This is a genomic window from uncultured Pseudomonas sp. (assembly GCF_913774235.1).
GTDB lineage: Bacteria > Pseudomonadota > Gammaproteobacteria > Pseudomonadales > Pseudomonadaceae > Chryseomonas.
The window spans coordinates 38,642-57,317 of sequence record NZ_CAJYDW010000012.1; the positions used below are offsets into that span (position 1 = coordinate 38,642).

General features: G+C 69.0%; 16 protein-coding genes and 2 riboswitches. Of the genes, 7 read left to right on the top strand and 9 right to left on the bottom strand.

Annotation, left to right across the window (positions count from 1 at the left end):
- The first annotated feature begins 81 nt into the window (after positions 1–81).
- Together QZ471_RS09755 and QZ471_RS09760 are read left to right on the top strand one after the other, a co-directional pair.
- Positions 82–1,203, top strand: a complete 1,122-nt coding sequence (locus QZ471_RS09755; protein ID WP_295463142.1) for a glycerophosphodiester phosphodiesterase — start codon at positions 82–84, stop codon at positions 1,201–1,203.
- Positions 1,204–1,257: 54 nt separating this feature from the next.
- A complete protein-coding gene (locus QZ471_RS09760) occupies positions 1,258–1,686 on the top strand; it encodes an NUDIX hydrolase (RefSeq protein ID WP_295463144.1) in 429 nt (142 codons plus the stop codon).
- On the opposite strand, the gene atzF is transcribed toward QZ471_RS09760, so the two are convergent.
- From atzF to QZ471_RS09785, 5 genes are all read right to left on the bottom strand, one after another.
- On the bottom strand, positions 1,683–3,479 hold the full coding sequence (gene atzF, locus QZ471_RS09765; RefSeq protein WP_295463146.1) for an allophanate hydrolase: 1,797 nt from the start codon (positions 3,477–3,479) through the stop codon (positions 1,683–1,685). The genes QZ471_RS09760 and atzF overlap by 4 nt on opposite strands.
- 11 nt (positions 3,480–3,490) lie before the next feature.
- Entirely contained in the window at positions 3,491–7,090 is a 3,600-nt protein-coding gene (gene uca, locus QZ471_RS09770) for an urea carboxylase (protein WP_295463148.1), read from the bottom strand.
- 179 nt (positions 7,091–7,269) lie between these two features.
- Positions 7,270–7,905 carry an urea amidolyase associated protein UAAP2 gene (locus QZ471_RS09775; protein ID WP_295463150.1) on the bottom strand — a complete coding sequence of 212 codons (636 nt, stop codon included), beginning with the start codon at positions 7,903–7,905 and terminating at the stop codon, positions 7,270–7,272.
- 10 nt (positions 7,906–7,915) lie between these two features.
- Positions 7,916–8,644, bottom strand: a complete 729-nt coding sequence (locus QZ471_RS09780) for an urea amidolyase associated protein UAAP1 (RefSeq protein WP_295463152.1) — start codon at positions 8,642–8,644, stop codon at positions 7,916–7,918.
- Between the two features lie 69 nt (positions 8,645–8,713).
- Positions 8,714–9,778 (bottom strand): putative urea ABC transporter substrate-binding protein, encoded by a 1,065-nt coding sequence (locus tag QZ471_RS09785; protein ID WP_295463154.1) that lies wholly within the window; start codon positions 9,776–9,778, stop codon positions 8,714–8,716.
- 71 nt (positions 9,779–9,849) lie between these two features.
- A riboswitch (guanidine-I (ykkC/yxkD leader) is annotated at positions 9,850–9,949 on the bottom strand.
- A 325-nt stretch (positions 9,950–10,274) separates the two neighbouring features.
- Between QZ471_RS09785 and QZ471_RS09790 the strand changes: the two genes are divergently transcribed.
- Complete coding sequence (locus QZ471_RS09790; protein WP_295463156.1) at positions 10,275–11,297, top strand: 2-oxoglutarate and iron-dependent oxygenase domain-containing protein; 1,023 nt, start codon at positions 10,275–10,277, stop codon at positions 11,295–11,297.
- A complete protein-coding gene (locus QZ471_RS09795) occupies positions 11,294–12,226 on the top strand; it encodes a hypothetical protein (RefSeq protein ID WP_295463158.1) in 933 nt (310 codons plus the stop codon). Before QZ471_RS09790 ends, QZ471_RS09795 begins: the two co-directional genes overlap by 4 nt.
- Before the next feature lie 32 nt (positions 12,227–12,258).
- On the opposite strand, the gene QZ471_RS09800 is transcribed toward QZ471_RS09795, so the two are convergent.
- Entirely contained in the window at positions 12,259–13,068 is an 810-nt protein-coding gene (locus QZ471_RS09800) for an ABC transporter ATP-binding protein (protein ID WP_295463159.1), read from the bottom strand.
- Complete coding sequence (locus QZ471_RS09805; protein ID WP_295463161.1) at positions 13,065–13,880, bottom strand: ABC transporter permease; 816 nt, start codon at positions 13,878–13,880, stop codon at positions 13,065–13,067. Before QZ471_RS09805 ends, QZ471_RS09800 begins: the two co-directional genes overlap by 4 nt.
- 137 nt (positions 13,881–14,017) lie before the next feature.
- Positions 14,018–14,116: riboswitch (guanidine-I (ykkC/yxkD leader) on the bottom strand.
- 290 nt (positions 14,117–14,406) lie between these two features.
- On the opposite strand from QZ471_RS09805, the gene QZ471_RS09810 reads away from it, so the two are divergent.
- The 3 genes from QZ471_RS09810 (at position 14,407) to QZ471_RS09820 (ending at position 16,854) form a co-directional block, all read left to right on the top strand.
- Complete coding sequence (locus QZ471_RS09810; protein ID WP_295463163.1) at positions 14,407–14,703, top strand: hypothetical protein; 297 nt, start codon at positions 14,407–14,409, stop codon at positions 14,701–14,703.
- A gap of 64 nt (positions 14,704–14,767) precedes the next feature.
- Positions 14,768–15,463: a uracil-DNA glycosylase gene (gene ung / locus QZ471_RS09815; protein WP_295464667.1), complete on the top strand. Its 696-nt coding sequence runs from the start codon at positions 14,768–14,770 to the stop codon at positions 15,461–15,463.
- Between the two features lie 101 nt (positions 15,464–15,564).
- Complete coding sequence (locus QZ471_RS09820) at positions 15,565–16,854, top strand: Nramp family divalent metal transporter (protein ID WP_295463165.1); 1,290 nt, start codon at positions 15,565–15,567, stop codon at positions 16,852–16,854.
- 24 nt (positions 16,855–16,878) lie between these two features.
- On the opposite strand, the gene QZ471_RS09825 is transcribed toward QZ471_RS09820, so the two are convergent.
- On the bottom strand, positions 16,879–17,829 hold the full coding sequence (locus QZ471_RS09825; RefSeq protein WP_295463168.1) for a DMT family transporter: 951 nt from the start codon (positions 17,827–17,829) through the stop codon (positions 16,879–16,881).
- Positions 17,830–17,921: 92 nt separating this feature from the next.
- On the bottom strand, positions 17,922–18,647 hold the full coding sequence (locus tag QZ471_RS09830) for an AraC family transcriptional regulator (RefSeq protein ID WP_295463170.1): 726 nt from the start codon (positions 18,645–18,647) through the stop codon (positions 17,922–17,924).
- Positions 18,648–18,676: the final 29 nt, after the last annotated feature.

The window sequence follows — 18,676 nt, forward strand, 5'->3', positions numbered from 1 at the left end:
CCGGCGGCGGATGTCCGCGTACTGTCGCATGCGGAGTGCAAGCTGCATCCTAGCTCCGATCATCGGACCACTGAGGAACCCATGACAATAACGGCACTGCGTACCCTGATCCGTACCCTCATTCCCGGCACCCTGCTGGTCAGCCAGCTGGCCCTGGCCACCGAGGCCGACGTCGGCCAGACCCTGGCCCGCCAGGCCGGCATTCCCTGGCCGGCGGTGATCGCCCATCGCGGCGCGTCCTTCGATGCTCCCGAGTCCACCGCCCCGGCCTACCTGGTGGCGCGGGAGCTGGGCGCCGATTACCTGGAGCTCGATCTGCAGCGCACCAAGGATGGCCAGCTCATCGCCCTGCACGACGACACCCTGGAACGCACCACCGACGTCGCCAAGCGCTTCCCCGACCGCGCCAAGGCGCCGGTCAGCCAGTTCACCCTGGCCGAACTCAAGTCGCTGGATGCCGGCAGCTGGTTCAACCATGCCCATCCCGACCGCGCCCGAGCCAAGTTCGCCGGCCTCAAGATCCTCACCCTCGACGAGGTCATCGATATCGCCGAGGGCGGGCGCAACAAGCCGGGTCTCTACATCGAGACCAAGCAGCCCAAGCTGTTCCCCGGCATCGAGCGCGATCTAAAGGCCAAACTGGCGCAGCGCGGCTGGCTCGGTCAGCCCAAGGCCGGTGCGACTGGCGTCGCGGCCATGCCCGGGCGGGTGATCCTGCAGACCTTCGAGAAGAGCAGCCTGGAGCTGTTGCAGAAGGAAATGCCCAACACGCCGAAGATCCTGCTGCTGTGGCTGGGCGACGACTACATACCGGCCAAGCCCGGGCCGACCTATGCCGAGTCGGGCGAGGCCAGCAAGGCGGCCTACTACGCCAAGCAGCAGGTACGCTCCGAGGGTGACTTCACCGCCTGGGTAGAGTGGGCCAAGGCCCACGGCGCCATCGGCATCGGCCCCTCGGCGGCGCTGGAGGAGGGCGGCGACCAGAGCTATGCGGACCTGGTGAAGCCCTGGATGAACGATGTCGCCCACGAGCGCGGCCTGCTGGTGCATGCCTATACCGTGGATTCGGCGGTGGACTACGCCCGCCTGGCGCCGCGAGGCGTGGATGGCTTCTTCACCAATCGCAGTGCCGAATTGCTGAAGTTCTACCAGCGGCCGGTCAAGCAGGAGCCGGGTGCGCTGCTCAAGCAACTCGGTTATTGAGCCCGGACGGGGAGGCCTAAGGTCTCCCCGTCTTAACTGGATGGACCTTCCACCATGCCCAGCGAACCCTTCAACGGCGCCAAGTTGGCACTGCTCTGCGGAGACCAGGTGCTGGTCTATCAGCGTGACGACAAGCCGGACATCCCCTGGCCGGGCCTTTGGGACTTGCCTGGAGGCGGCCGCGAAGATGGCGAGACCCCGGAGCGCTGCGCCCTGCGCGAGCTGGACGAGGAATTCGGTCTGGTGCTGGAGGAAGCCCGGCTGACTTGGGGGCGCTGTTATCCACCGCGTCAGTCCGGTTACTTACCCAGCTGGCTGTTCGTCGGTGAGCTGCACCCAGCCGACATCGCTGCCATTCGCTTCGGCGACGAGGGCCAGCACTGGCAGCTGATGAGCGTCACCGACTTCCTTGCCCATCCCCAGGGCGTGCCCCATCTGCAGACACGCCTGCGGGACTATCTCGCTGAGCGCGAGGCCCTCTAGGCCTTCGTCGCCAGCCAGGCCCGCCAGCCGCCGTGGGCAGTGATGTCTTCGGCCCCGGCGAGGCCATAGGGCTCGCAGATGAAGCCGGTTTCCCAACTGCCGTCGGCCAGCTCCACCCTGCCCAGGCCGAGCGGGGCGGGAATGCCGGTGAGGAAGCTGCCCAGTTCGCTGCTGGGCAATTCCCAGACCTCCACCTCGATGGCCGCGCCATCCTCGGCGACCCGAACCATCCCCGGGCGTAGCGGCGGTCCGCCGGCCAGGGCATAGAGGCGATAGCGCGGCGCGCTCTGGGTCAGCGCCAGGCGGCGGGCGCCGCGGGCGAGCAACTGGCCGTTGAGCGGCAAGCCCTGCAGATGGGCACCGCAGACCACCAGGTGCGCGCGATCATGACGAGCGGGACGGGCCGGCAAGGTGGCGCTCGGCAGCGCTCCACCCACCAGGGGCAGGCCCTGGGCCTCTTGCAGCGCCGCGGCCAGGCTCAGCAGGTACTGGTCGGTAAAGACCCGCCCGAACAGCGTCACGCCCCAGGGCAGGCCGTTGCTCATCACCCCGGCGGGCACGGCCACGGCGGCGTAGTCCAGCAGGTTCATGAAGTTGGTGTAGTAGCCCAGGTCGGCATTGCGGGCGACGGGTTCGGCGGCCAGCTCGGCCAGGGTGACCGGGCGCGGATAGGTGGGGGTGAGCACGCAGTCCAGCTCGACCAGCAGGGCGTCGCACTGGGCTTTCAAGGCCTGCAGGCGATAGCCGGCGCGGAAGGCGTCCACTGCCGTGGCGCCGGGCGCCTTGTCCAGCACGGCGCGGATCACCGGCAGTACCGCGTCCGGGTCGGCTTCGATCAGGGCGCCGGCCACGCTGTAGCGCTCGGCGACCCAGGGGCCTTCGTAGAGCAGGCGGGCGGCTTCAAGGAAGGGCGTGAGATCCAGCGGTACGGCTTCGCCGCCCAGGGCCTCCAACTGCGCCTTGGCCGCCGCGAACAGCGCCGGACTCTCCGGGCAGCCGAGGAATTCCAGCTGGGTGGGTACGCCAAAGCGGAAGGACCGTGGGCGGCCGAAGGCGCTGGCGTCGTTCCACTGCGGATTGGCGCGACTGTAGGGATCGCGCGGATCAGGGCGGGCGGTGAGGGCCAGCAGCTCGCTGGCCTCGGCGGCGGTGGCGGTGAAGAAGGTCACGCAGTCCAGGGTCTGGCAGGCGGGCACTACCCCGGCGGTGGAGAGCAGGCCCTTGCTGCCCTTGAGACCGACCAGGTTGTTCAGCGCCGCCGGAACGCGCCCGGAGCCGGCGGTGTCGGTGCCGAGGGCGAAGCTGGCGACGCCCAGGGCCACGGCCAGGGCCGAACCGGCGCTGGAACCGCCGGACGGGTAGTCCGGATGGACGCTGTTGCGGCAGGCGCCATAGGGCGAGCGGGTACCGTTGAGCCCGGTGGCGAACTGGTCGAGATTGCACTTGCCCAGGGGCACGGCGCCCAGCGCGAGCAGTTGCTCCACCAGGGTCGAGGAGCGTTCGGGCACGTAGGCGTAGGCCGGGCAGGCAGCGGTAGTGGGGATGCCGGCGAGATCGATGTTGTCCTTGAGGGCGAAGGGGATGCCGTAGAGCGGCAGCCCGGCCGGATCGCGGTCGTCCAGGGCGGCCAGGTAGGGCTCCAGCTCGGCGGCCGTCAGCAGATGGATGAACAGGTGGTACTCGGGGTCGAGCTGGACGGCCTTGTCGCGCAGCTCGGCGATGAGGGCGCGCGGGGTGAGGGTGCCGGCGGCGTAGGCCGCGCGCAGGGTGTCGAGACGCAGATCGAATGTCATGGTGGCTTCCTTCAAGTCTTGTCGATCACCAGCAGGCGCTGGCCGGCGCGGACCGGCGAGCCGGGCTGGACGTGGAGGTCGGCGATGCGCCCGCGGCAAGGGGCGAGCAGCGGAATTTCCATCTTCATGGATTCCAGGATGAGCAGTGGCTGACCAGCTTCGACGAGGTCGCCGGGCCGGACCTGGGCCTGCCAGAGATTGCCGGCCACCGGGCTTTCCAGCGCCAGTTGGCCGGCATTGAGGGGCGCCTCCGCGGTAACCTCGACCGGAGCCTCCTGGCTGTCGAAATGCGCCTGACCGGAGTCGATCCAGCGTTGCCGCTCGGCAGCGAAGGCGCTTTGCTGGCGTGTGCGGAAGCTGGCGATACCCTCGGCTTCGCGGGCGAGGAAGGCCTGGTAGTCGGCCAGGGACAGCTCGCTCTCTTCGATGCGCAGGGGCACGCGGCCGAGGGGGAAGTCGGCGCGGATGCGCAGCAGTTCGTCCGCCGAGACTTCGTAGAAGCGGATCTGGTCGAAGAAGCGCAGCAGATAGGGCTGGCCGTGGAAGGCCTCGACCTCGCGATAGCGATTCCACATTTGCAGGGTGCGCCCGACGAACTGGTAACCGCCGGGCCCCTCCATGCCATAGACGCAGAGGTAGGCACCGCCGATGCCCACGGAGTTTTCCGCGGTCCAGGTGCGTGCCGGATTGTACTTGGTGGTGACCAGCCGATGGCGCGGATCAAGGGGGGTAGCCACCGGCGCGCCGAGGTAGACGTCACCCAGGCCCATCACCAGGTAGCTGGCGTCGAAGACGATGCGCTTGACCGCCTCCAGGGTGTCCAGGTCGTTGACCCGACGGATGAATTCCAGGTTGCTCGGGCACCAGGGCGCGTCCTTGCGTACCGTGGTGGCGTACTTCTCGATGGCCAGGCGGCAGGCCGGATCGTCCCAGGACAGCGGCAGGTGGACGATGCGCGAGGGTACCCGCAGGTCCTGGGCGTCGCCCAGCGCCTGCCAGCAGCGACTGACCGCCGCCAGCAGCTCGGCCAGGGGCAGCGCCTCGGGCTGGTAGTGCACCTGCAGCGAGCGAATGCCGGGGGTGAGTTCGCACAGGCCGGGCAGCGCCAGGGCGGCCAGGGCCTGCATCAGGCCGTGGCCGCGAAAGCGCAGGGCCAGGTCCAGCTCGGGCGGGCCGATTTCCAGCAGCAGGTGGGTGTCGCCGGAGAGCCGGGCCACCAGCCGCTCGGCGCCGCTGCCGAGGTCCAACACCACCGGATCGCCCAGGTGCGGGGTCACGGCGGTCGTCGCCACGGGCTGCAGGGTACGCTCCTCGACCAGGCGTTCCTGCTGCAGGCGGCGGGCGGTCCCCAGGTCCACCGGCAGGAAGCGCACCCGGTCGCCGGCCTTGAGCTGACCGAGTTGCCAGAGATCGGCCTCGATCACCGTGACCGGACAGACGAAGCCACCCAGGCTGGGCCCGTCCGGGCCGAGGATGACCGGCATGTCACCGGTGAAGTCCACGGCGCCGACCGCATAGGGGTTGTCGTGGATGTTGGAGGGGTGCAGGCCGGCTTCGCCGCCGTCTTCGCGGGTCCATTCCGGCTTGGGGCCGATCAGGCGCACGCCGGTACGGCTGGAGTTGAAGTGCACCTCCCAGTCGGTGGCGAGGAACAGCTCCAGATAGGCCCGGCTGAAGTAATCCGGTGCCCCATGGGGGCCGTAGATGACGCGCAGGCTGCGGGTGGCGGGTAGCCGGGTGACCAGGGCGTCCGGCAGGCGGGCGCCGACCGCCGCATCGCTAAGCTGATGAAGGTGCAGGACGTCGCCGGCGCGCAGGGCGCGGCCGCCGTGCCCGCCGAATTGGCCGAGGGTGAAGGTGCTGCGGCTGCCCAGGTACTCAGGCAGGTCGAGACCGCCTCTGAGGCAGAGGTAGCTGCGCGCGCCGGCACCGGTGACGGCGCCCAACTGCAGCACGGCGCCGGCCGGCACGCGGAAGACGCTATCCATGGCATGGGGCTGGTCATCCAGCAGGATCGGCAGGGGCGCGCCGGTGACTGCCACCACGGCGTCGGTGTTGAATCTGAGGGTCGGGCCGGCCAGGGTGATCTCCAGGGCGGCGGCGCTGGCGTCGTTGCCCAGCAGGCGATTGCCCAGGCGCAGGGCGCGGTCGTCCATGGGGCCGGAAGGGGGAATGCCCACCGACCAGTAGCCGAGTCGCCCGGGGGCGTCCTGCACCGTGGTCTGAGTGCCGGCGCTGAGTACCTCCAGGGTGGTGGCGCTATAGACGAGGTCCTCCAGGCAGCGGGTCCAGGGCTGGCCGCTGGCGAAGGGCGTGGCGGCGAGGATCTGCCGCAGGTAGTCGCGATTGGTTTCCACGCCGTAGAGACGGGTCTCGGCCAGGGCCTGGTCGAGGCGCTGGCGGGCGTTCTCACGGTCCGGAGCCCAGGCGATCAGCTTGGCCACCAGGGGGTCGAAGTAGGGCGGGATCTCGCAACCGGCCTCGACCCAGGTGTCCAGGCGCAGGGCGCGGCCGTCCGCCGGTGGGAAGTCGACCTGGGTGAGCAGGCCGGGGCTGGGTTGGAAGTCGCGGCCCGGGTCCTCGGCATAGAGCCGTGCCTGGATGGCGTGGCCCTGGGGTTGCAGCTCCTTGGCCAGTTCGGCCAGCGGCGGCAGGTCGCCGGCGGCCAGCTCGATCATCCAGCGCACCAGGTCCACGCCCCAGACCTGTTCGGTGACGCCATGCTCGACCTGCAGCCGGGTGTTCACCTCCAGGAAGTAGTAACGGTCGGCGCCGCTGTCGTAGACGAATTCCACGGTACCGGCGCTGCGGTAGCGCACCGCGCGGGCGAGATCCAGGGCGGCGGTGCAGAGGGCCTCGGCCATGCCGGCGGGCAGGTTGGGCGCCGGGGTTTCCTCCAGCACCTTCTGGTTGCGCCGCTGCACCGAGCAGTCGCGCACGCCCAGGGCGAGCACCTCGCCCTGGCCATCGCCGAACACCTGCACCTCCAGGTGCCGCGCCCGCTCGATGTACTTCTCGAGGAAGACGCCGGCATCGCTGAAGTTGTTCTGGCCCAGGCGGCGCACCGCCTCGAAGGCGTCGCCGAGTTCGCTGGCGGAGCGGCAGACGCGCATGCCGATGCCGCCGCCCCCGGCGGTGCTCTTGAGCATCACCGGATAGCCGATCCGCTCGGCGGCCGTGAGCGCCGCGGCCAGGTTCTCCAGCAACTCGGTGCCTTCCAGCAGTGGTACGCCCTGGGCACGGGCCAGGGCGCGGGCGGTGTGCTTGAGGCCGAAGGTGCGCAATTGCTCCGGGGTGGGGCCGACGAAGGCGATGCCCGCGGCTTCGCAGGCCTCGGCGAAGGCGGCGTTCTCGGAGAGAAAGCCATAGCCGGGGTGGATGGCCTGGGCGCCGCTCTGGCGGGCCACGGCGAGCAACTTGGCGGTGTCCAGGTAGGTGGCGGCGGCTGCGCCTTCACCGAGGCTGAAGGCCTGGTCGGCGCCGCTGACGTGGCGGCTGGCGCGGTCGGCTTCGCTGTAGACGGCGACGGAGGCGACGCCCAGCTCGCGCAGGGTGCGCTGGATACGGCAGCCGATGGCGCCACGGTTGGCGATGAGCAAGGTGGTGAACATTCGAGGTGTCCTCGAAGGTGACGGGCCGTCCCGCCGGATGAAGGCTCCCGGGGTCGTCCACGGGAGGCGCGCAGCGGCGGTTGATCAGGGCTGGCGTGGAGGGTGGTAGCGCGCGGCGCGCAGTTCGCAGAAGCGATACAGCCACGGCCGCAGCCACCGCCAGAGACGCTGGGCGCGGTTCAGTTCCATATCAGCACCTCCGCCGGGGTGGGATTCCAGCCGTTGCAGGGGTTGTTGAGTTGCGGGCAGTTGGAGATCAGCACGATGACGTCGGTCTCGGCGCGCAGCTCCACGTACTTGCCGGGGGCGGAGAGGCCGTCCTCGAAGGTCAGGCCGCCCTCGGGGGTGACCGGCACGTTCATGAAGAAGTTGATGTTGGCGCCCAGGTCGCGCTTGCCGAGCCGGCCGTCGTGCAGGGCTGCCCGCAGGAAGTTGTCGCGGCAGCTGTGCATGTGGCGCTTGTCCAGGGCGTAGCGCACCGTGTTGCTCTCCTGGGCGCAGGCGCCGCCGAGGGTGTCGTGGCGCCCGCAGGTGTCAGCGACGATGGTCAGCAGGGCATTGCCGCGGTTGGAGTAAAGCACCGTGCCGGTGGTGAGGTAGACGCGATTCTGTCGGCGCAGAGTGCGCTGGGGGTCGAAGCGCTCGCGCGGGTCCCGGGCGGCGAAGAACAGGGTGTCGATGGCCTGGTTGCCCTCCAGGTCGTGCAGGCGCAGGGTCTGCCCGGCCTTGACCTCGAACAGGTAGGGCTCGCCGGCCGGGATGGTGTGGCGGAAGACCGCGGTGTCGGGGTGCAGCTCGCTTTCGATCAGGCTCATGGTGCGGCCCTCAGAGGTACTGGCGTTCGGTGTTGTGGAAGCCGCGGCCGTTCTCCGGGCGCGAGCTGCGGCAGAGCAGGGTGATGCCGTCGCTGGCGACCTTCTGCCAGCTCAGGCGCACCGGCTTGGGCGCATAGACGGGATTGGGGTCCAGCGGATGTTGCAGGGCGGTGAGCACCACCAGAGTGTCCATGGGCGCATAGAGCTCGACGTAGTCGCCGGCCCGGGAATTCTCCGGGTGGAAGCGGAAGGCGCCGGTGGCGTCCACGTCGACCCGGCTGAACAGGTTGACGGTCATCAGCAGGTCGGCCAGGCCCAGATCACTCTTGCCCAGCTCCACCAGCAGGTTGTCGGTGCCGTTGCGGAAGAAGCCGTTACGCAATTCCTGGTAGCGGCCCTGGCCGTATTTTTCCCGGACTTCGACGGCATCGAGGACGCCGCCGAAGCTGTCGTGCCAGCCGCAGGTGTCGGCGGTAATGGCGGCGAGTACGCGGCCCATGTCCGAATAGAGGCAATGGCCGGCGGTGAGGCGGGCGGTGTGCTGGCACTTGAGGGTGTCCGGCAGGTTCAGGCGCTCGCTCCTGTCCAGGGCGTTGAACAGCAGCAGGCTGACGTTGGCGCCGCCTTCCAGGTCGGTCAGCCGCAGCAACTGGCCGCGGCGGAGCACGAAGGAGGTGTGGCCCCCGCCGGGGAGGATTTCGTCGTAGAGGGTGGGGCTCAGGTTCAGAGAAGCGGTCATGGCAGGTCTCGCGGCTCGTGGCGGGGCGCGGACCGCTCGCTGCGGTCCACGCGGCTCGGGAGGGAAGGGTCAGAGCTTGCCGTCGGCGGCCAGCTGGACGTAGCTGGGGTCGAAGCGCAGCTTGAGATTGCCGCTGTCGCCGGTGATCACGCCCTTGGCGAAGCTCATGCCGATGGCCTCGGGGCTGCGCGCGCCTTCGCCGAGGATGCCGTGCTCGAAGCTGAAGCGGGCGACCCGGGTCATGGTCTCCGGCAGGCTGGGGCTGGTGGCGAAGGTCAGCGCCTCCTGGGGCGTATAGAACAGCTTGGTGGTGGCCAGCTGTGCCTGGTAGCCGGCGAGATCGGTGCCGGAGGCCTTGGCCATGCTGGTCAGGGCCTCGGTGGCCGCGGGCGTGCCGGACTGCATCAGGCCGAGGATCTCGAACCAGGCGCCGACCAGTACCTTGCCCAGCGCCGGGTTGTCCTTGAGGGTCTGGGTGTTGACCACCAGCATGTCGAGGATCTCGCCGGGAATCTGCGAGGAATCGAACACCTGGGTGCTGCCCGGCTGGCTGCGGATCTCCGCCAGCATCGGATTCCAGGTGGCGGCGGCCTTGACGTCGGGGGTGGCGTAGGCGGCGACGATGTCGGCGTCCGAGGTATTCACCACCTTGACGTCGCGCTCGCTGAGGCCGGCCTTTTCCAGGGCGCGGGCGAGGAAGTAATGGGAGACCGAGAGTTCCACCAGGTTGACCGTCTGCCCCTTGAGGTCGGCCAGGGTCTTGCCCTCACCCTTGATCAGCAGGCCGTCGTTACCGTTGGAGTAGTCGCCGACGATCAGCGCCGTGGAGTCCACGCCACCGGCGGCGGGAATGGTCAGGGCGTCCATGTTGGTCATGGCGCAGCCATCGAACTGGCCGGCGGTGTACTGGTTGATGGACTCAACGTAGTCGTTGAGCTGCACGACCTCGATGTCGATGCCGTACTTCTTCGCCCATTTGTCGATGATGCCGGCGGAGCTGGCGTAGCCCCAGGGCATCCAGCCGGCATAGAGCGTCCAGCAGACGCTGAATTTGTCTTTCTTCTCCGCCAGGGCGGAACAGCTCAGGGCCAGGGCGAGGCCGGCGACAGCGAGGGAGAGCAGGGGCTTACGCATGGAAACCTCCAGTTCAGGGTCGGATGAGGCACAGGAGCCGCGGCACTTGACGAACTACTTCGCAAGTCGCGTTCTCCCGGGCTTTTGTCCCGCCGTGTAACCTCGCTGGAGGTCGATGGCTCTCGGACCAGACACCCGCTTGCGCGGATCGGAACCCTAGCCATCCATTTACCTGATTGTGGTGCCGCTTTACCGGGATGGGCCCGGTCAGGTCCTGCACGAGACTGACCGAAGCGAATAGCGTGCCAGCCACGCGAACCGCGGCAGCGCTGGGCGATGGCGCCACGTCAGGCGACCGGGGTGTCTTGTCTTGGCGCGCGTTGGGTGTCCGCTGCACCGATGCGGGGCGGAAAAGCCCCGCGAAAGGCTGCTGGATGCCTGGCATGGAAATCGCTGCGCTGCCGGGGCAGGGGCGGCTTGGCGGTCGCTCGCGGGACGACCCGCCGCGCTGCTCGTCTGGACGACCAGGTAACCTCGTCAGCACGGGAGGGTTGCCATGGCGCATACCCCGTTCACGTCCATTCCCCTCATCGATATCGCCGGACTCGCCTCCAGCGACCTGGCCGAGCGCCAGCGCGTGGCCACCGAACTCGGCCGCGCCGCCCGCGAGGTGGGCTTCCTGCAGATCGTCGGCCACGGCCTTTCCGCCGAGCTGCGCGCCGGGCTGATCGAGCAGGCGCAACGCTTCTTCGCCCGCCCGCTGGAAGAAAAGCTGCGCTTCTATATCGGTCAGTCGAGCAACCACAGCGGCTACGTCCCCGAAGGCGAAGAGCGCTTCGCCGGGGGCAGCCGCGATCTCAAGGAAGCCTACGACGTCAACTACGACTACACCGAGGGACCGCAGCGCTATCCGCTGCTCGGGCCCACGCTCTGGCCGGACGACCCGGCGTTCCGCGAGGCGGTGGGCGCCTATTACCGCGCCGCCCTGGCCCTGGGCGAGCGGCTGTTCCGTGGTTTCGCCCTCGCCCTGGGGCTGGCCGAGGACACCTTCGCCGCCGTCACCCGCCACCCCACCAGCCAGTTGCGGCTGATCCACTATCCGTTGGACCCCGATCCCCAGGCGGATCGCCCTGGCATCGGCGCCCACACCGACTACGAATGCTTCACCCTGCTGCTGCCCACCGCGCCGGGCCTGCAGGTGCGCAATGGCGAGGGCGACTGGATCGAGGTGCCGCTGATCGCCGACGTCCTGGTGGTCAACATCGGCGACATGCTAGAGGTACTCAGCAACGGCCAGTTCCTGGCCACCGCCCACCGGGTGCGCAAGGTCAGCGAAGAGCGCTACGCCTTTCCGCTGTTCTGCGCCTGCGACTACCCCACCCGCATCGCGCCCCTGCCGGGCTTGCCCGCTCGCGAGGGGCGCCACTACGAACCGGTGGTCTGTGGCGACCACCTGTTCGCCCAGACCGCCCAGACCTTCGCCTACCTGCAGAGGCGCCTGGCCGAAGGCAGCCTGACGCTCCCCGACGGCAGCCTGGGCCTGGCCAGTTTCGGCCCCGGGCAGGAGGTGCCGGCATGAATCTCCTCGAACTGGCCCGCCGTCATCCGCAGCAGCCGGCGGACGGCGTGCCCGCCTGGATGCTCGGCCACTTCCGTCGCCGCAGCATCACCTTCGCCGACGGCCGTAGCGATGCGCGTACCCAGGTGCACTGGCTGCAGAGTCGCAGCTTCACCCTCGACCTGCGCCTGCCGGATGCGCCACCGCCGCCGCTGAAAGCCTGGACGGACTACCGCGCCGAGGAGCTGCGCCAGCTGGCCAACCAGGAAGGCTGGGTGGCCGACAGCCATTGGGTGGACGGCCAGCTCGGCTGGCACGGCGGGGTCTCCCTGCAAGTCCATAACCGCTGGCCGGAGCCGGCGCGACTGCAGCGCATCGGTAACTGCCTGATGGAGTTCGCTCCGAGTGGCGCCTATGTCGAAGACTGGCGCCTGCAGGCCGGAGGGGGCCCGCTGATCGGCCTGCGCCTGTGGGAAGAGCGGGAGGTCGAGAGCGGCCGCCTGCTGGGCCGGGGCGGCGGTCTGATCCTCTGCGGCGACCGGCTCGGCTGGATGCGTGGCCGTCCCGCGCCTTTGGCCGAATCGTCCCTCGGCCTGCGCGAGCGGGTGGCCCAGGCCCAGGGCGATCCCGCCGAGCTGGCCCGCTTGTTCGACGTCGAGACCTCCCTGGCGCTGGCCGATGGGCAGGGCGGCTATCGGGTAGCCCTGTCCACCCTGCCGGCGCGGCTGGGGCAGCCGGTGGCGCTGGACGGCTTCGCCTGGGACGCTGCCGGCCATCTGCGGCAGCGGCTGGTCAACGCCGCAGGTTGCCTGATCGAACGCACCTTCGAGGTCGACACCCTGGAGCCGGACTGGCGCGCCGAGGCCGCCACGCCCTGTTCCGCGGCGGCGCAGGACTGGTTCGCGGCCGAGCGGGAAACCCTGGCCCGGCATCTCGAAATCCTCACCTGAGGTGAACGCCGGGGCCTGGCGCCCCGGCGGCTTCAGCGCGCCAGTCGCTCCGCCAGGGCCGCCGGCAATTCCGGACGCGCCGCCCGGCGTTCGGCGTTGAGCGGGATGTCGTAGGTGATCCGTGCGCCATAGGCACCGGGCGCCTGGGGATCGTGGCGGATCTTGTCGAACACCAGCAGCCGGGTGCCGAGGCTGAAGCCCTCGGCGAGATCATGGGTCACCATGAACACCGTCAGCCGCGTTTCCTGCCACAACTCCAGCAGCAGGGCGTGCATGTCCTTGCGAATGCCCGGGTCGAGGGCGCCGAAGGGTTCGTCGAGCAGCAGCATCCGCGGTTGCATGATCAGCGCCTGGGCGATGGCCAGGCGCTGCTGCATGCCGCCGGAAAGGGCGCTGGGGTAGCGATCCAAGGCATGCCCGAGACCGACCTTGACCAGCAGCGCCGCCGCGCGCTCGCGGGCCTCGCGCCGCGCCTGACCGAATAGCCGGCCCAGCAGCGGCGAGCGGGGCAATTCCAGGCCGAGGGCGACGTTGTCCAGCACGCTCAGGTGAGGGAACACCGAGTAGCGCTGGAACACCACCCCACGGCTCGGATCGGGCTCGGCCGGCAGCGGCTCACCGGCCAGGCGCAGGCTGCCGCGACTGGGACGCTCCTGGCCCAGCAGCAGGCGCAGGAAGGTGGACTTGCCGCAGCCCGAGGCACCGACCAGGGTGCAGAACTCGCCCTCGGCCACCTGCAGATCGAGACGCTCGAGCACCACCTGGTCGCCGTATTCCTGCCAGACGTTGCGGGCCTCGATGAAGGCCGGGGTGGCAACGGGAACAGCCGGGACGCCGTTCATACCTTGCCCCCTTCGTGCCAGGGAAAGGCGCGGCGGGTCAGGCTGCGCAGGCCCAGGTCCATCAGCCAGGCCAGCAGGGTGATCCAGGCCACGTAGGGCAGGATGACGTCCATCGCCAGATAGCGGCGCACCAGGAAGATGCGATAGCCGAGGCCGTCGGTACTGGCGATGGCCTCGGCGGCGATCAGGAACAGCCAGGCCGAGCCGAGCATCAGCCGCAGTGACGTCAGCAGCCGCGGCAACAGCTGCGGCAGCACCAGGCGCAGGATCAGCGTCCAGGAGTTGGCGCCCAGGGTCTGGGCCTTGATCAGCAACTCGCGGGGGATCTCCCGGGCACGTTGCTCAAGGTCGCGGGCGATGCAGGGGGTGACGCCGATGGCGATCAGCAGCACCTTGGACAGCTCGCCGAGGCCGAGCACGATGAACAGGATCGGCAGGATCGCCAGTGGCGGGATCATCGCCAGCACCGTCAGCAGCGGCGACAGCGGTGCGCCCAGCAGGGGCACGCTGCCCGCGGCGATGCCCAGGGCCAGGCCCACCAGGGCGGCGATACCCAGGCCGAGGCCCAGGCGCTGCAGACTGGCAAGGGTGTCCTGCCAGAACAAATAGTCGCCCGAGCGCTTGTCCGCGGTGAAGGCCAGGCGGTCGACGGCCTCGGCCATCTGGCCGAAGCTGGGCAGCAGCTTGTCGTTGGGATTTTCCGCCAGGCGTTCGGCGGAACTGGTCAGGTAGAGCAGCAGGAGCAGGGCGAAGGGCAGCAGCACCAGGAACAGGCGACCGCCGCGACCGGGCTGGCGATTGATCAGGCGCATGGGCGGACCTCGCCTGGCAGGAGGGGCAGGCGTGATCGCGTCCGTTGCAACGCAAGAGTGGGCAGGGCGTAAGGGAGATGCATGACGGGCCTCCGGGAGGTGAGAGACGAAAGACAGGAGCCAGCGTCTGGCGCTGCGTCTCCCGGGCTTTTGTCCCGCCGTGTAACCTCGCTGGAGGTCGACGACTCTCGGACCAGTCACTCGCCAGGCGAGCCGGAACCCTAGTCGTCCATTGCCGATTGTGGTGCCTCAAACCGGTCGAGCCGGCGCTCCTGCACGCCGAGGGTCTAGCCAGATACGTGCCAGGGCGCCAGACGCGGATTCCCGTCGCTACCAGGGACGAGCGAGCCTGACTTTAGTGCGCCTTGGGTGTAGCGTGCACCGCCTCGGGGCGCCGGCTGAGCAACGAGGGATGGCCCTCGGCGTCTCTTAATCCCGGCTGAATGAACGCGCGATAATCGAGCGCGAGCGGCGGGCGCAGCTTAAGCTTTCCTCAGGCCCATCCGGGCCGTTCTGGAGATCTCCCATGCGCCATTTCCTCTTGGCGTCGCTCTGTGCCCTGACCGTTACCGGCTGCACCGTCTACGACACGTCCCCTCGCTATTACGCTCGTCCGGCACCGCCCGCGGCGGTCTTCTACGGCACGCCGGCCTATCCGCCGCCAGCGGTCATCGTGCGGCCCTATGGCTACTACTATCGCCCGGTACCGCCGCCCCCGCCGCACTGGGGTCCCGGTCCCGGTTGGGGACCGCCGGGCTGGGGGCCGCGTCCGCCCGGTTGGGGGCCACGCCCTGGTCCTCCGGGATGGGGGCCACGCTGGTAGCGGGTTTGACAGGGGCAGCCGGCTTTTCTAGGGTGCTGCCCTTGTCTTGACCAGGAAGCCTCGCATCGTGGACGACGATCGCATCAAGCTCGACCCCCAATGGAAAGCCGCGCTGCGCGACGAATTCGAGCAGCCCTACATGCGCCAGCTGGGCGATTTCCTACGGCGGGAAAAGGCCGCCGGCAAGGTCATCTTTCCGCCCGGTCCGCTGATCTTCAACGCCCTAAACACCACGCCGCTGGACCAGGTGAAGGTGGTCATCCTCGGCCAGGATCCCTATCACGGTCCGGGGCAGGCCCATGGCCTGTGCTTCTCGGTACAGCCCGGCGTCCCGGCACCGCCCTCGCTGCAGAACATCTTCAAGGAGCTCAAGCGCGACCTGAACCTGCCCATTCCCAACCACGGCTATCTGCAGCACTGGGCGGAGCAGGGCGTGCTGTTGCTCAACACCTCGCTGACCGTGGAGCAGGCCAACGCCGGCTCCCACGCCAAGGCCGGTTGGCAACGTTTCACCGACCGCATCATCGAGGTGGTCAGCGCCGAACGGGAGAACCTGGTGTTCCTGCTCTGGGGCAGCCACGCCCAAAGTAAGCAGAACCTCATCGATCCGCAGAAGCACCTGATCCTCAAGTCGGCGCATCCCTCGCCGCTGTCGGCCCATCGCGGTTTTCTCGGCAATGGCCACTTCGGTCGCACCAATGAATTCCTGCGCAATGCCGGCCTGGCGCCCATCGACTGGGCCCTGCCGCCGCTGCCTTAGCCGCGAGCTAGAGCGCTCACACCTTGTAATCCTCTGGTGCTTGTTGACTGACCGGTCATCCGGGACAGTCGAGGGGCATGTCCCCGCACCGGAGAGAGCCCATGACCGAGAACAACAACAAGGTCGCGCCCGCCCCCTCGGCGACCGATTCCGCCCAGCCGCCGAGCGGCACCCTGGCACGCTGGAAGCTGGTTGGCCCCGGCATCGTCGTCGCCGTGACCGGCGTGGGTGCCGGCGACCTGGTGGCCACCCTCATCGCCGGCTCACGCTTCGGCTATGCGCTGCTCTGGGCCGCTGTGGTGGGCTGCATCGTCAAGATCGCCCTGGCCGAGGGCTCCGCCCGCTACCACCTGGCCACCGGCTCGACCATGCTCGAAGGGTGGCGCTCCCTGGGCATCTGGACCTACTGGTACTTCGGCATCTACATCGTGCTCTGGGGGTTCGTCTACGGCGGCACCGCCATGAGCGCCACGGCCCTGCCGCTGGCCGCCCTGTTCCCCGATGTGCTGCCCTTCTGGGCCTGGGGCGCGCTTTCGGGGATCGCCGGCGCGGTCTTCGTGCTGCTCAATCGCTATGCCGTGTTCGAGGCGGCGATGAAGTTCTTCATCGGCGTGATGTTCGTGGTGGTGGTGGGCCTGGCCATCCTGGTCATGCCCAACCTCGGCCATGCCGTCACCGGACTGGTGCCGACTATCCCTGAAGGCTCGGCGATCTATACCTTGGGCCTCATCGGCGGAGTCGGGGGCACCATCACCATGGCCGCCTATGGCTATTGGGTGAACGCCAAGGGCTGGCGTACCCCGGCCTGGATGGGCGTGATGCGCCTGGACAACCAAGTGGCCTACGCCGCCACCGGCATCTTCGTCATCGCCATGCTGATCGTCGGTGCCGAGTTGCTCCATACCGCGCAGATCACCTTGTCCAGCGGCGACCGCGGTCTGCTCGATCTGGACGAGGTACTGGAGCAGCGCTTCGGTCCGGTGGTCTCCACCATCTTCCTGATCGGTTTCGCGGCGACCACCTTTTCCTCGATCCTGGGCGTCTGGCACGGCGTGTCCCTGCTGTTCGCCGACTTCGTCCGCCAGGCCACCGGGGGCACTGGCGAGCGGGGTGATCTGGAGCAGACCCCCGCCTTCCGCTTCTATGTGCTTTGGCTGACCTTTCCGCCGATGGTCCTGCTGCTGCTCGGCCGGCCGTTCGGACTGATCATCGCCTACGGGGCCTTCGGCGCCTTCTTCATGCCCTTCCTGGCGCTGACGCTGATCTGGCTGCTCAACTCCAAGCGGGTACCCCAGGAGTGGCGTTCGGGTTGGTTGTCCAACGGCCTGCTGGGCCTGGCCGCCGCACTGTTCATCGTCCTCAGCCTGAACGAAATCGCCCGGTTGTTCTGAGCGTGACGGTCATCGGGGTGAGCACTAGGCGCTCGCCCCGGTTGACGCCACGAGCGGGGCGGGCTGCTGGTGACATCTCAGACACCAGACCACCCCCACGATCAGCAGACCGATGGCCAGGGCTTCCAGCAGCGTCGGCCACCGCCACTGCCAGAGAAAGCCGTAGAGCAGCGAAGACAGCGTTTCGATGACGATGGCCTGGCCACTCAGGGTCAGCGGCAGGCGGCGACTGGCCTGGTTCCAGCAGAAGCCGCCGACCACCGAGGCGAGCAGCGCCACGCCGGCGGCCACCAGCAGCGGCTGCACCCAGGCCTGCGGCGTCCGCACCAGCAGTTCCGGCCCCAGCAGGAAGGGCGCGGCCAGCAGTGCCTGGAGGCCGGTCATCCCGCCCAGCAGCAGGCCCCAGTCGTGACTGCCGACGAGGGTCTTGCCCAGGTGACGGGTATTGGCCACCGCGAACCAACTCCAGGACAGCAGGGCACCACCGGCGCAGAGCAGACCCAGCGCCGGTTGGGCACCCAGGGCCGTGACGGTCAGCGCCTCGTAGCTGATCAGCCCCACCCCCAGCAGGGCGCAGGCCAAGGATGGCCAGAGGCGCTCGACACCCACGGCCCCGGCGTCGGTGCGTCCGGCCAGGGCCACCAGCAGCGGAATCAGGCCGACGATCAGGGTGGTCGCGGCGATGCCGGCCTGCTGCACCCCGGCGCCGACCAGGGTGTAGTAGCCCAGGTTGCCGACCAGGCTCAGCCAGAACAGGCGGTGTTTGTCCGTGCGGGTGAGCTGGCCCCGCAGCCGCTGCCAGCGCGGCAGGAGTAGCGCCAGGGAGACCCCGCCGTAGCAGAGAAAGCGCAGCACGGCGAACTGGGCGCCGCTGAGGTCGGGTACCAGCGCCGGAGCGAGAAAGATCACGCCCCAGCACAGACCTGCCGCGACCCCATAGCCGATTCCCGTCGCCGATACCGCTCGTTCGTTCATATCGCTCGCCTTCGTTGGTTCGGCAGCAGTCTGGCGAGCGAGAGAGGGTCGGGTCTTGCGCGAGGCTCCGGCGTTTTTTACCCAGGCGGGAACTAGCCCGGCGGGCGCGGGTTGCGTCGCCAGGCGGCCGGACTGATTCCCTGGCGGCGAGTCATGGCCCGGGTGAGGGCGGCCTGATCGGAAAAGCCGACGCGCAGGGCGATCTCGGCGATGGGCAGGCGGCTGTCTCCCAGCCAGCGCTGGGCCTGGCGCAGCCGCAGATCGGTCAGCCAGGCCTGGGGTGTCTGGCCGAAGCGCTCGTGAAAGAGCAGGTGCAGGCGACTCAGGCCGACCCCGGTCAGGGTAGCCATGGCCGCGTTGGTCCAGTCACCCGCAGGCTGGGCCTCCACCCGCGTCAGCAGCCGGTCGAAGGCCGAGGCAGGGACGATGACGGTGAGGGAGTGCAGGAGCAGGCGCGTGAGTTCGCTGGCGTGCTGGGTGAGGGTCGCTGGCGGGGTCAATTCGGCGAAGGCGAGCAACTGTCGCGCTGCCGGTGGAATCGGCAGGCCGGGTTGGCGGAGCGCCTGGTCCAGCGTCTGGGCCGGCAGCCAGTCGGTGGCGCAATCGATCACCAGGAAGCGGCTGTCCGGCGCGGAGCGCTGCGCATGATCGCAGTCGGGCGCCACCAGGGCGGCCAGACCGGTATGCAGCCGCGCGCCGCCGCGACCGGCCAACTCCAGCTCCATGCCGCCCTGAATGGGCAGCACCAACTGGGCGAAGGCATGGGCATGGGGCTGGTGTTCGCCCTCATAGCGCTTGATGGCGAGGCGTGGAGTCAAGGCGCACCTCGGCGAGGAGCTGGCGGATC

Coding starts and splice junctions, on each gene's coding strand:
- QZ471_RS09755 (WP_295463142.1), top strand. CDS start 82: ATGACAATAACGGCACTGCGTACCCTGATCCGTACCCTCATTCCCGGC.
- QZ471_RS09760 (WP_295463144.1), top strand. CDS start 1,258: ATGCCCAGCGAACCCTTCAACGGCGCCAAGTTGGCACTGCTCTGCGGA.
- atzF (WP_295463146.1), bottom strand. CDS start 3,479: ATGACATTCGATCTGCGTCTCGACACCCTGCGCGCGGCCTACGCCGCC.
- uca (WP_295463148.1), bottom strand. CDS start 7,090: ATGTTCACCACCTTGCTCATCGCCAACCGTGGCGCCATCGGCTGCCGT.
- QZ471_RS09775 (WP_295463150.1), bottom strand. CDS start 7,905: ATGAGCCTGATCGAAAGCGAGCTGCACCCCGACACCGCGGTCTTCCGC.
- QZ471_RS09780 (WP_295463152.1), bottom strand. CDS start 8,644: ATGACCGCTTCTCTGAACCTGAGCCCCACCCTCTACGACGAAATCCTC.
- QZ471_RS09785 (WP_295463154.1), bottom strand. CDS start 9,778: ATGCGTAAGCCCCTGCTCTCCCTCGCTGTCGCCGGCCTCGCCCTGGCC.
- QZ471_RS09790 (WP_295463156.1), top strand. CDS start 10,275: ATGGCGCATACCCCGTTCACGTCCATTCCCCTCATCGATATCGCCGGA.
- QZ471_RS09795 (WP_295463158.1), top strand. CDS start 11,294: ATGAATCTCCTCGAACTGGCCCGCCGTCATCCGCAGCAGCCGGCGGAC.
- QZ471_RS09800 (WP_295463159.1), bottom strand. CDS start 13,068: ATGAACGGCGTCCCGGCTGTTCCCGTTGCCACCCCGGCCTTCATCGAG.
- QZ471_RS09805 (WP_295463161.1), bottom strand. CDS start 13,880: ATGCGCCTGATCAATCGCCAGCCCGGTCGCGGCGGTCGCCTGTTCCTG.
- QZ471_RS09810 (WP_295463163.1), top strand. CDS start 14,407: ATGCGCCATTTCCTCTTGGCGTCGCTCTGTGCCCTGACCGTTACCGGC.
- QZ471_RS09820 (WP_295463165.1), top strand. CDS start 15,565: ATGACCGAGAACAACAACAAGGTCGCGCCCGCCCCCTCGGCGACCGAT.
- QZ471_RS09825 (WP_295463168.1), bottom strand. CDS start 17,829: ATGAACGAACGAGCGGTATCGGCGACGGGAATCGGCTATGGGGTCGCG.